We start from the raw sequence: 12190 nt of genomic DNA, 5'->3' as shown, positions 1-12190 counted from the left end.
ATCAGCCCGCCAGCTCTTCAGCGCGCGTTTTCGCGGCAGCGACCGCCCGGTCGAACAGGGGCTGCATGCCGTCTTCGGCCATCAGCACGGACAGAGCCGCAGCCGTGGTGCCGCCCGGCGAGGTCACATTCTGGCGCAGGCGCGCCGCCTCGTCGGAAGACTGATGCAGCAGCTCGCCGGCACCGGCCACGGTTTCGCGCGCCAGACGCATGGCCACATCCGCGGGCAGACCGGCCTTGCGGCCGGCTTCGGCCATGCATTCCACCAGATAGAAGACATAGGCCGGGCCGCTTCCCGAAACCGCGGTCACCGCGTCGATATCGCTTTCGGCTTCCACCCATTCGACCGGGCCGCTGACTTTCAGCAGCCCGTCCACAACCGTTTTAAGCTCCGGCGTCACCAGCTCGTTGGCATAGGCTCCCGTTACGCCGCGCCCGACCATGGCCGGTGTGTTGGGCATGGCCCGCACGGCGGCAACCGCACCGAAATGCGAAACGAACGTGCCGATGGTGGTGCCCGCCGCAATCGAAACGACGACCGTATTCGGACCGAGCAGGGGTTTCAGCGAGGGCAGCACGGCTTCCATCATCTGCGGCTTCACCGCCACGAAAAGAATACCGGCCTTCACGCCCTCGGGCACGCTTTCACTGTGGGTGGCACCGGCTTCCGCAATCGTCGTCCGCATGGCGTCGGAAGGGCGCGGATCGAGGACAATGACCTGCGATCCCGGCACACCCTTTTTCAGCCAGCCTGAAAGCAGGGCACCGCCCATATTGCCGGCGCCCACCAGGACGAGCGGCCCGGAAGCCTTATACACCATCTTACGCTTCTCCGACGGTCTCGAACATGACCGCTTCGATTGCACTTTTCGCATCCAGCCCCGACCAGACGACGAACTGGAATGCCTGATAATATTGTTCGCAGGCCTCCAGAGCGCTGGAAAGCAGCACTTCCACCTGCTGGTTGTTCGGTTCAGCGCCGCCGGCCAGAAGCAGGGACTGGCGGAAGATCACCACATCCTCCTGCCGCCAAAGATCGAAATGCCCCATCAGCACCTGACCATTGACCTGCGACAGCAGGCGAATGACTTCGTTGACGCGCTGGTCCGGCACCTTGATGTCGAAGGCGCAGGCCAGATGCAGTGCCTCGAATTCTTCCATCCATGAAAAGGAGACGTGATAGTCGGCCCAGTGACCGGCGACGGTCATGGCGATCTCGTCTTCGCCCGAACGCTCAAACGACCAGTCGTTCGAGGCGGCGACAATCTCGATCATGTCCACGGGATTGGACTGACGCTCAATTTCAAATTCTATCAGACTCATGCGGCACCTTCTCAGCCGGTAGGAATGTCCTGTTTTGAACGCCGGGCACAAAACGCACATACAAACCGGGATAAACATTTGAGACGATTGCCCGACACCACCAGAATTACGCATTCACCCTGTCTGGAGCTTACCAGGTCTTTTCGAATCATCATTTAAAATCAGTGTATAATGGCCGAGTCCTGCTGCCACCCCTTCCCCGCCATTTTTGCTTTTTGAACAGTGGATATCTCCTCCCCCATCACCTCAGGCGAGATACATAAGCGACTCTGCCGATTGCGTTTTTTGGAAGTGTCCACAGGCCTAAAAAATTCGTGTCGAAGGCCCGTTTTTCGCAACCGGGAGTGATTTCGGGCAGAACGCGCCGAAAAACAAAAAGTCCCGGAATCGCAAGCGATCCGGGACCCTTCAGAAAAAGTGCTGAAAAAATCAATCCTTGGCGGCAGAAAGCTTCGCTTCCAGAGCCTCGATGCGCGCGCGCAGCGCGTCGTTTTCATCCCGCGCCTGAATGGCCATTTCACGCACCGCATCGAATTCCTCACGCCGGACGACATCGAGGCTGTTCAGCCAGCGATCCGCCTGAGCGTGAAAAGCGGCTTCGGCTTCCTTGCGCACACCCTGCGCCGCGCCGGCCGCATCGGTCATCAGCTTGGCGAATTCATCCAGAAAACGGTTGGTGCCTGTCGTGCTCATGGCGCTTGTCCTTCGTCGGTTCAGGGGCATCGTCTTGCCCGCTGTTGCTAGCCTTCAGGTAGGCACTCCACCGCCGGCTTGCAAGCAAAATCGAAAAATCGCAACCGCTTGCATCGACCCTGGCATCTTAAGTCGCAGCTTGAAGAATCACCTTGACCGCCGCCACCGCAATCGCCATTTTCCTTGGCGTCAGGGAGACCGGTGAGCATCATCGCCCGGCCCCTTGAGGCAATGGATCCTTCCGTTGTCCGCCCAGCAACGATGACGGAATATATACGGATTGTTAGCCGCTCCCACCCAACTCGCCATCATGCCCTTCCCGAATATCGATCCGGTGGCGCTGTCCATCGGTCCTCTGGCGATCCATTGGTACGGCATTGCCTATGTCGCGGGCATCATGCTCGGCTGGTTTTATGCCCGCCGCCTCGCCCGCACGGATCGTCTGTGGCCGAACGACACCTCGCCGATCTCGGCGCAGCATCTTGACGATTTCATCCTCTGGGCAGCCGGCGGCATCGTGCTTGGCGGGCGCATCGGTTACATCCTGTTTTACGATATGGCAGCCGTCGCCGCCAATCCCATCAGGGCGATCGAGATATGGAATGGCGGCATGTCGTTCCATGGCGGCCTGATCGGCACCACCATCGCCATGATCCTTTTCGCCCGCAAGAACGGCATTCCGGTCTGGAGCATGTTCGACGTCGTCGCCGCCGTCGCGCCCATCGGCCTGCTGTTCGGACGCATCGCCAATTTCATCAATGGCGAATTGTGGGGCCGCATCGCCGATATGCCATGGGCAGTCGTTTTCCCGACGGGCGGCCCCTTTGCGCGGCACCCGAGCCAGCTTTATGAAGCCGGCCTCGAAGGCCTCGTGCTCGTCATCGTCCTGGCAATCGCCATCTATGCCTTCAGGGCGCTGAAGACACCCGGCGTCGTCACCGGCATCTTCGTCTGCGGTTACGCGCTGTCGCGCATCTTCGTGGAATTCTTCCGCGAGCCGGACGCCCAGATCGGTTATCTCGCCGGCAACTGGCTCACCATGGGCATGGTGCTCTCCACACCCATGTTCGCTCTCGGCCTCTGGGCGGTTCTGCGGGCGCGCAGCGCGGCAAAAAGCGCCTGAGCGGTATGATTGCCCATGACGACACCGCTCGCGCAACGCATCAAATCACTTATCCGGCTCAACGGTCCGCTCAGCGTTACCGACTTCTTCTCGCTCTGCCTCGCTGATCCGGAACACGGTTACTACAGAAGCCGCGAGCCCTTCGGCCGTTCGGGCGATTTCATCACCGCGCCTGAAGTCAGCCAGCTTTTCGGCGAAATGCTCGGCGTTTTCGTGGTCCATGCCTGGCAAAGGCACGGCGCCCCCATGGAAACGCAGCTGGTGGAAATCGGCCCCGGCCGCGGCACCATGATGTCGGACATGCTGCGCGTCATCCGCCGCATCGCACCGCCGCTTTACGAGACGATGCGGGTGCATATGGTCGAAACCAGCCCCCGCCTTTCCGCCATCCAGAAGGAAACGCTGGCCGCACATACGGACAGGCTGACCTGGCACGACAGTTTCGACGACGTGCCGGAAGGTTTCCTGCTGCTTGTCGCCAACGAGCTGTTCGACGCCATTCCGATCCGGCAATTCGTCAGGACACCGCAGGGTTTCCGCGAAAGGGTCGTCAGCCTCGATGCCAATGATGAACTTGTGTTCTCGACCGGGCTTGCCGGCATAGACCCCGCCTTGCTGCCGCCGCAGCCGGAGCGGCAGCCGATTGGCGCCATATTCGAGATTTCGCCTGCCCGCGAAGCTGTGATGACCGCCATCTGCCAGCGCCTCTCTGCCCATGGCGGCACGGCGCTCGCCATCGATTACGGCCATCTGGTCGGCAGCTATGGCGATACTTTGCAGGCCATGCGCAACCACGCCTTCGACCCGGTGCTTGCGCATCCTGGCGAAGCCGACCTCACTAGCCATGTCGATTTCGAAAGCCTCGTCAAAACGGCCGAAGCGACCGGCGTGCATGTCAATGGCACCCTGAGGCAGGGCGACTTTCTCTATGGCCTCGGCCTCAAGGAGCGTGCGGCCGCACTTGCCGCCAAGGCCACGCCCGACCAGACGCTGGAAATTGCCGAAGCGGTGAACCGCCTCGCCGGCGAAGGCGCCGGCAAGATGGGGGAACTTTTCAAGGTCATCGCCGTTTCCAGTCCCGCGCTTCATCTTTTGCCGTTTCGCGCGGTGGATTGACAGCGCAATAACCTCTGGGCCAACATCGCCGCGACACACGAAGCAGGTACACTGCATCACACACGCCGCGCAACGCCGCGGCAACCGGAAACATCTCGCTAACCGTACCTCACTGGCCAAGAGCGATATTCTCCAAGGAACTCCCGCACCATGCAGAACGCAACGCTGCCGCTCCCCATCCAGAGTCCCCTGCTCGCCGACTATAGCAAACAACGCATCCGTCACGGTTTTTTCACCCGGCAGGGCGGCGTCTCGGAGGGGCTTTATCAGGGCCTCAATGTCGGTCTCGGCTCGCATGACGAGCCCGAACGGGTACAGGAAAACCGCCGTCGCGTGACGCAATGGTTCGGCCTCTCGACGGAACGCCTCGCCACCGTCCATCAAATCCATTCCCCCGACGTCCTCGTCGTCGATGCAACCTATGACGGCAGCCGCCCGCAGGCCGATGCCATGGTAACGGCGACACCGGGTTTCGTGCTTGGCGTGCTCAGCGCCGATTGCGGCCCGATCCTGTTTGCCGATGCGGAAGCGGGCGTCGTGGGTGCGGCCCATGCCGGCTGGAAGGGCGCGCTCTTCGGCGTGCTCGAAAACACCATCGAGACCATGACGAAGCTCGGCGCCAGCCGCGAGCGCATCGCCGCTTCGCTCGGCCCCTCCATCAGCCAGAGCAATTATGAGGTCGGGCCGGAATATGTGGCACGCTTCACCGATATCGATCCGGCCTATGCGGATTATTTCGCCGAAACGGAAAAGCAAGGACACGCATTGTTCGACCTCAAGCAATTCACCATAGACCGGCTGACGAAAGCCGGCGTGAAAGCCGAAAATCTCGGCCTCTGCACCTATCCCGACGAACATCGCTTCTATTCCTACCGCCGCACCACCCACCGCGCCGAACCCGATTATGGCCGGCAGATTTCCGCAATCGCACTTCTGGAGGACTGACATGGCCCTGCATTTCGAGCTTACGGAATTCGATGCCCGCCGCGAGCGGCTGCTCGCGAAAATGGCTGAGGAGAAGCTGGACGCCCTTCTGCTTTTCGCGCAGGAAAGCATGTATTGGCTGACCGGCTATGACACGTTCGGCTACTGTTTCTTCCAGACGCTGGTGGTCAAGTCGGATGGCTCCATGACGCTGCTGACCCGCTCGGCGGATCTGCGCCAGGCCCGCAATACTTCCATCATCGAGAATATCCTGATCTGGGTCGACCGGCCCAATGCCGACCCGACGCTCGATCTCAAGAACCTGCTGAGCGATCTCGACCTGCTCGGCGCAAAGATCGGCGTCGAATACGACACGCATGGAATGACCGGCCGTGTCGCCCGCCTGCTGGACAACCAGCTCGCCAGTTTCTGCCAGATGAGCGACGCTTCCTATCTGGTCAGCGCGCTCAGGCTCGTCAAAAGCCCGGCCGAGATCGCCTGCGCCCGCAAGGCGGGCCAACTGGCCGATGCGGCGCTGGATGCGGCGCTGCCGCTCATCAGGCCCGGCGCCGACGAAGCCGCGATTCTCGCGGCAATGCAGGGAGCGGTTCTGGCCGGCGGCGGCGATTATCCCGCCAATGAATTCATCATCGGTTCCGGCGCTGATGCGCTGCTGTGCCGTTACAAGGCCGGCCGCCGCAGGCTCGACGCCAAGGACCAGCTGACGCTGGAATGGGCCGGTGTCAGCGCCCATTATCATGCCGCCATGATGCGCACGGTGGTGATCGGCGAACAGGATTTCCGTCAGAAGGAGCTTTACAGCGCCTGCCTGCAAAACCTCACCGCCATCGAGGAGGTGCTGCGGCCCGGCAAGACCTTCGGCGATGTCTTCGACGTCCATGCCCGCGTGATGGATGAACGCGGATTGACCCGTCATCGGCTGAACTCCTGCGGTTATTCGCTGGGCGCGCGCTTCTCCCCATCCTGGATGGAGCACCAGATGTTCCACGCCGGCAATCCGCAGGAGATCACCGCCGACATGACGCTCTTCGTGCATATGATCGTGATGGATTCCGATTCCGGCACGGCCATGACGCTCGGCCAGACCTATCTGACCACGGACGGCGCGCCTGAGCCGCTCTCAAGCCACAACCTCGATCTTCTCACAGCTTAAATCGCCGCCGGGTTTGACAGAGCGGGAAAACCGCCCTTACATTGCGCCACCTTGGGCAAGAAGGAGCGGAACATGAGAGGGAAAATCGCATGAGCCGGACGGGGTTCACCCCCCTTTTTCCGGCCATCATCGTTCCAGCGCTGGTGCTCGCCCTGTCAGGCTGCAACACGACGGAAGCGCTGACACCGCAGGTGGATGTCGGCCATAACACCTCGCAATCGACACCCGTGACCCAGGGCGATCTCGACCAGATGGCCGCCGCCGCCGACCGCGCCCCCACGGGCGCTCCGGCAACCGCAACATCCGTTCCGGCCTATGCACCGCAAAACTCGTTGCAGGCGCAGGCACAGGCGCTGTCCAACGGCAGCCAGTATGGCGAGCCGCTTCGCCAGAACCAGACCGCAGCCCAGCCCCCCGCTGCCGCTCAACCCGCACCCTCACAGCAGACGGCATCGCTTGCGCCCGCGGCCTCCGGTAACTCCATCCGCTTCCTGCCGATCATCGGAGCGCCGGTTCAGGCGGTCACGCCGCTGTCGCGCCAGCTCGGGGCCGAAGCGCGGGCGAAGGGGCTGACCATTCGAGCCTCCAACGACAATTCCGCCGAAAATATCCTGAAGGGATATTTCTCCGCCTTCGCCGATGGCAGCAAGGTCAACGTCGTCTACGTCTGGGACATTCTGGACGCCAATGGCGTGCGGCTTCACCGCCTGCAGGGGCAGGAAACGGTGGCGGCAAAAGGCAGCGATCCATGGGCTGCGGTGACCGACAGGGTCATGCAGGATATCGCTGCAAAAACGCTCAATGATTATTCGTCATGGAAGCAATCTCAACGGGGATGAGGTGAAACGACGGGAGAAGTCACAGAGATTTCACGAAAATCATTGCGAAAGCGCGGAGTCCTCTTGCAATCGGAAGCAACAGCGCTATTAAGGCGCGCATGGCAACAAGGCGTATCCGGCAAAGGCTTTTCAGCCGGATGTTCCTCCCCTTGAACGACGCTTGGTTACGGTGGATTGAGCCCCGTGACGCAAGGCGATGGCATGGAAACAGGCGGCCGCAATGAAGGTTTTCGCAGGCAATTCGAACCGGCACCTTGCCGAAGCGATCTGCAAGTATCTTAACGTTCCTCTCGGAAATGCCACTGTAAAGCGGTTTGCTGACCAGGAAATATTCGTAGAAATCAGCGAGAACGTGCGCGGCGAAGACGTTTTCATCGTCCAGTCCACCTCCTTCCCGGCAAATGATCATCTGATGGAACTTCTCATCATGATCGACGCCATGCGCCGTTCCTCGGCCAAGCGCATTACCGCGGTGCTTCCCTATTTCGGTTACGCCCGCCAGGACCGCAAGGCCGGCCCCCGCACCCCGATTTCCGCCAAGCTTGTCGCCAATCTGATCACCGAAGCCGGCGCCGACCGCGTTCTTACCCTCGATCTCCATGCCGGCCAGATCCAGGGCTTCTTCGATATCCCCACCGACAATCTCTTCGCTGCGCCCATTCTCGCCCGCGACGTGAAGGACCATTACGACACCAACAATGTCATGGTCGTTTCGCCTGACGTCGGCGGCGTGGTCCGCGCCCGTGCACTTGCCAAGCGTCTCGACTGTCTTCTGGCCATCGTCGACAAGCGTCGTGACCGTCCGGGCGAATCCGAAGTCATGAACGTCATCGGCGATGTCTCCGGCAAGGACTGCATCCTCATCGACGATATCGTCGATTCCGGCGGCACGCTCTGCAACGCCGCCGAAGCGCTGCTGAAAAAGGGCGCCACCAGCGTTACCGCCTATATCACCCACGGTGTGCTTTCCGGCGGCGCGGTGGCCCGTGTCGCCTCCTCGAAGCTGCGAGAACTCGTCATCACCGACAGCATCCAGCCGACCACAGGTGTCCAGTCCGCGCATAATATCCGCGTGGTCAGCACCGCAGGCCTGCTCGGCGAGGCAATCAACCGCACCGCGCAGGAACAGTCGGTTTCCGGCCTGTTCGACTGAGCAGCTGCGAAAATCTCGGCAATCACTCTGGGCCTTGCCGAATTGCCGCCCGGTTTAGATTTTCGGGCAGGTGGCGGTTCGCCTTGAAATCGCTGATTCCCTCGACGTTATCCTCGGCCCTTTGCCGAGGATCTAGTCACGTTGAATAAAATAAATAGGTCGCAAATCCTCGCGACAAGCACGAGGATGACGCGAGAGTATCTGGCGCGCTTCGCCATTCACCTCATTGACGCGAACTCGGAAGTTCCTCTCAAGACGATGCCGCACCCGCATCCGGCGGCCGTTGCAGACGAGAAGCTGCAGCCTTGATTTTCGGCCACCAGCGCCGAACCCGGGTCAGGACGGCATGGCGACCATTACGCCATATGCTGACCGCATCGGCTGTGACCGCATCGCCGGTAAACAGATGGCGATGACGCCCGATCACCAGCGCCCGGTAGAGAAACAGGGTCGTGAGGGCGGAAAACAGAATGGACATCACCACATCGCTGAGGAAATGCCCGCCGGCCGCGATGCGCAAACCGGACATGAGGACGATCATGCCGGCGGCAATACTTCCCATCACCAACCGTCCACGCCGTTGCAGCCGGGGCCAGACGAGCACACAGAGCGGCAGGAAGAAACTGGCGATCAGCGCGGTTTCGCCGGAGGAAAACGAACAGTTCGAATAACATTGCGCACTATACTGGAAAGGCGGCGTGAAAAGCTGCTGCCCGCCGAATTCGGTGACGCTGAACGGGCGCGCGCGACCGATAGTCGCTTTCAGCACACCATTGACGAGAAGCCCGGCACAGAGGATCACCGGCCCGCACAGGAAGGCCCAGACCCGCCAGCCGGTTCGCTGCAGAGTGCCCAGCCGAAGATTGCCGACGAGGATCACGAAAGCCAGAAGGGTGGCAAGCTCCGTGCCTTCGCGCAGCGTATCCCGCAGCCATTCGGGAAACGGCTCACGACCGGACCATGGCTGCTCGACGGGCGAGAAAAACAGGGCGGAGAAGCCGAGATCGATGGACGGAAAGGTGGCGAACAGGATGACGAGCGCCAAAGTGGCGAGCGTCACCCAGATCGTGATCCGCATATGCGAAAGATCATTGTCCATTGCTGCCCTCCGGCATGCATCGCGGCAGCAGGCTCCAGAGGCCGATTTCCCGGCCCTCGAGAAAACCCGGCCCGGCGGTCCAGCGCACGACCGGTGCCTCGCCGGCAAGGCAGGCCGGCAGGCCATCCGCACTCGCCAGAAACAGCGGATTTTTCGCCTCGCCGGGTTTCAGCGGATAAAGAAGCGCATAGTGGCTGGACGGCACGCCGGTTTCGGGCAATGCGCGCGTCATTACCTGCTTCTCATCCCGGAGCTGATAAAAAAGCTCGGCGAGTATCGAACGATCGGTAGCGACGATGGCGTCCGCGCCCGCCTCGCGCGCCCGTAACAGGCCGGTCGACACCAGCTCGGCGCGCCCGAGATATCGCGCCATCGCCAGTTCACCTTTCGGCAGACGCAATTGCGTTCCGGCAATGGTCATCAGCGGCAGCGCGACGGCCACGATGCCGCCGAGCACAAGAGTGGACACAATGAGCCAGCGCCGCGACGCCAGGACCGGCACCGCCAGAAGCACGCCGGCCGCATAGGCGCCGACCGCCCAGTTGGCGAGCGCCCGCGACATCAGGCCCTGCGCGGTGATCAGGAGAACGATGGGCACTGAAAGGGCGACCAGCGCCCGGGTTTCAGCAGTCTTCGCACGGATGGTTGCGACGATCATGCCGACAAAAACGAAGGGCCCGACCACGCCCGCCTGCGAGAAAAAGAACTCCAGCGCCGAACCGATCTTCAGCTGCACGCCATGCCAGTTGGCATTGTCAGCCGTATGGCGCGCGGTCATGAAGTCATGCGCAGCGTTCCACCACAGATTGGGGGCGATGACGGCAGCGCAGACGAGTGCAGCAATCGCCGCATCACGCAGCCGGATGCGCCATGCCTCGCAAAGCCAGCCGGCGGCGATGAAGCAAGGCAGAAAATAGATCATCGCATATTTCGACATCAGCCCGAGGCCGAAGCACAGACCGAGGGCGATGCTCCAGCCATACGCCGCCCTGCCCTCGCTGCGGGCCAGCGCAAGCTTCCGCACGCAGATCATCGACAGCACGATGAACAGCATCATCGGCGTATCGGTCGAGATCAGCAGGCTGCCGAGCGTCACGGCCGGCAAGGTCAGATAGATAAGAGCGGCCAGGGATGCCAGCCTGATATCATAGATCATGCGGCCGAGCGCAAGGATGGCCGCCGCCGCAACGCCATGCACCACGGGTGCGGCCAGCCGCACCTGAAAAGTCCCTTCGCCGCCGCCCAGAATGGTTGCCGCGCGGATAAGCCAGCCGATCAGGGGCGGCTTGGAATAGGCGCCGAGCGCCATTTCCCTGCCCCATAGCCAATATTGCGCCTCATCGACGAAGAGGTCGGTGCGGTTGAAGGCGAGCCCAAGGACGCGCAGCGCCGTCACGAGGACGATCGCTGAAAACGCGAATGTCAGCCATCGGCGCTCATCGCTTGCCTGCGCATAAGGCAGGGCCGCCGCGTCATGCATGCTGGCGGCGTTCTGCATGGATCAACCAGAGATTTCGGGCATAGATGAACAGGCCGGAGGCCTGTCCCAGAATAAAGACCGGATCACGCCGCCAGATGGCATAGGACAGCAGCACCAGACCGCCGAGAACGGAAAAATACCAGAAGGCCACCGGAATGACCGAGCGGTTGGCCCGTTCCGAGGAAATCCATTGAACCAGAAAACGCATGGTAAACAGTATCTGGCCCATGAAGCCGGTGCAGACCCACAGAAATTCCTTCCAGCTGTTCACATGCAGCATGGACCATAAAGCCGGTGCATTCACGGCAATGTCTCCGTTTTGAAAGTTTCAGCCCAGCTTGACCGCTTGCGCCGGCGCAGCAGCCAGGCGACGCCGATCAGATCGTGGATGCCGACAAGCGCGCGGCCGATATTGGTGTAGTGGGAATTTCCGTGCAGCCGCGCCCGGTGCGTGACGTCGACATGGGCGACCTGCCAGCCGTCGCGATTGAACAGCGCCGGGAAATAGCGGTGGTGGTGATCGAAATAGGGCAAGGCGAGATAGGCGTCGCGGCGGAAGGCCTTGAGGCCACAGCCGGTATCGCGCGTGCCGTCCTTCAAGATCCGCGCCCGAAGCCCGTTGGCGAAGCGGGAGGAAAGGCGTTTTCCAAGCGTATCACGCCGGCCGACGCGCTGGCCGGCCACGAGGCCAAGCCGGCTCGGCGCATTGGCGGAGAGAAGCGGCGCAAGAAGGGCCGGCAGATTGTCCGGCGGGTTCTGCCCGTCTCCGTCAAGCATGCAGATGACCGGCGCACGCGCCGCCTGCACACCGCTGTGGATCGCCGCCGACTGGCCGCCCTGGCGGTCGTGCCGGACGAGCCGCAGCATCGGATAACGATCGCCAAGCGCAAGCACCGCATCGACCGTGCCGTCGGACGATGCATCGTCCACGACCACGATCTCAAAGGCGCCGACCGGCTGGCAGGCGGCAACGATCTCAGCCACGAGCGTTTCCACACTCGCTTGCTCATTGTGCATGGGCACGACAACGGCGAAATCCGGCCTCGGTCTCACGCTGGCTCCGTCGTATCCGTCCGCATTCAGTCCGCAGACATCATTGATAGTGGCGAGAGAAGGAGCGCGAAAAGCTTGCATGAACATGAACAGCCGTTGAACTTCACCCGATATGCGCCCGTTCTGTTGCAGTTTTATTACGGGAAACGTGTCAGTGGCGGCCGGCAATTTTCTCACGGTATGCGGGAAATAATCGTACCATTCGCAGGGCTTT

General features: G+C 61.6%; 13 protein-coding genes. 6 read left to right on the top strand and 7 right to left on the bottom strand.

Annotated elements, in window-relative coordinates:
• Window position 1 precedes the first annotated feature (1 nt).
• The 3 genes from proC to AC5YUO_RS11470 form a co-directional block, all read right to left on the bottom strand.
• Entirely contained in the window at window positions 2–820 is an 819-nt protein-coding gene (gene proC / locus AC5YUO_RS11480) for a pyrroline-5-carboxylate reductase (RefSeq protein WP_496153385.1), read from the bottom strand.
• 1 nt (window position 821) lies between these two features.
• Complete coding sequence (locus AC5YUO_RS11475; protein WP_003522870.1) at window positions 822–1322, bottom strand: type III secretion system chaperone family protein; 501 nt, start codon at window positions 1320–1322, stop codon at window positions 822–824.
• Between the two features lie 429 nt (window positions 1323–1751).
• Window positions 1752–2015, bottom strand: coding sequence for an accessory factor UbiK family protein (locus AC5YUO_RS11470; protein ID WP_003522871.1), 264 nt, complete (start codon window positions 2013–2015; stop codon window positions 1752–1754).
• Window positions 2016–2325: 310 nt separating this feature from the next.
• On the opposite strand from AC5YUO_RS11470, the gene lgt reads away from it, so the two are divergent.
• From lgt to AC5YUO_RS11440, 6 genes are all read left to right on the top strand, one after another.
• Window positions 2326–3138: a prolipoprotein diacylglyceryl transferase gene (gene lgt, locus AC5YUO_RS11465; RefSeq protein ID WP_496154854.1), complete on the top strand. Its 813-nt coding sequence runs from the start codon at window positions 2326–2328 to the stop codon at window positions 3136–3138.
• A 15-nt stretch (window positions 3139–3153) separates the two neighbouring features.
• A complete protein-coding gene (locus AC5YUO_RS11460; RefSeq protein ID WP_496153384.1) occupies window positions 3154–4254 on the top strand; it encodes a class I SAM-dependent methyltransferase in 1101 nt (366 codons plus the stop codon).
• A 150-nt stretch (window positions 4255–4404) separates the two neighbouring features.
• The gene (gene pgeF / locus AC5YUO_RS11455; protein ID WP_496153383.1) at window positions 4405–5199 is read left to right on the top strand and encodes a peptidoglycan editing factor PgeF; all 795 of its coding nucleotides are present in this window, start codon (window positions 4405–4407) and stop codon (window positions 5197–5199) included.
• A gap of 1 nt (window position 5200) precedes the next feature.
• Window positions 5201–6352 carry a M24 family metallopeptidase gene (locus AC5YUO_RS11450; RefSeq protein WP_496153382.1) on the top strand — a complete coding sequence of 384 codons (1152 nt, stop codon included), beginning with the start codon at window positions 5201–5203 and terminating at the stop codon, window positions 6350–6352.
• A gap of 89 nt (window positions 6353–6441) precedes the next feature.
• A complete protein-coding gene (locus tag AC5YUO_RS11445) occupies window positions 6442–7191 on the top strand; it encodes a hypothetical protein (RefSeq protein ID WP_496153381.1) in 750 nt (249 codons plus the stop codon).
• A 220-nt stretch (window positions 7192–7411) separates the two neighbouring features.
• A complete protein-coding gene (locus AC5YUO_RS11440; protein ID WP_003522877.1) occupies window positions 7412–8344 on the top strand; it encodes a ribose-phosphate pyrophosphokinase in 933 nt (310 codons plus the stop codon).
• 250 nt (window positions 8345–8594) lie between these two features.
• On the opposite strand, the gene AC5YUO_RS11435 is transcribed toward AC5YUO_RS11440, so the two are convergent.
• From AC5YUO_RS11435 to AC5YUO_RS11420, 4 genes are read right to left on the bottom strand one after another with little or no spacing between them, the layout of a single operon-like run.
• Entirely contained in the window at window positions 8595–9443 is an 849-nt protein-coding gene (locus tag AC5YUO_RS11435; protein ID WP_496153380.1) for a phosphatase PAP2 family protein, read from the bottom strand.
• Window positions 9433–10941 carry an ArnT family glycosyltransferase gene (locus AC5YUO_RS11430; protein WP_496153379.1) on the bottom strand — a complete coding sequence of 503 codons (1509 nt, stop codon included), beginning with the start codon at window positions 10939–10941 and terminating at the stop codon, window positions 9433–9435. Before AC5YUO_RS11430 ends, AC5YUO_RS11435 begins: the two co-directional genes overlap by 11 nt.
• On the bottom strand, window positions 10916–11203 hold the full coding sequence (locus AC5YUO_RS11425; RefSeq protein ID WP_496154853.1) for a lipid-A-disaccharide synthase N-terminal domain-containing protein: 288 nt from the start codon (window positions 11201–11203) through the stop codon (window positions 10916–10918). Before AC5YUO_RS11425 ends, AC5YUO_RS11430 begins: the two co-directional genes overlap by 26 nt.
• A gap of 20 nt (window positions 11204–11223) precedes the next feature.
• A complete protein-coding gene (locus tag AC5YUO_RS11420) occupies window positions 11224–12063 on the bottom strand; it encodes a glycosyltransferase family 2 protein (protein ID WP_496153378.1) in 840 nt (279 codons plus the stop codon).
• Window positions 12064–12190: the final 127 nt, after the last annotated feature.

Source organism: Agrobacterium sp. LEGMi-208b, assembly GCF_059511785.1.
The sequence above is the reverse complement of the archived record's forward strand: the minus strand, read 5'-3'. Positions and strand labels throughout refer to the sequence as shown.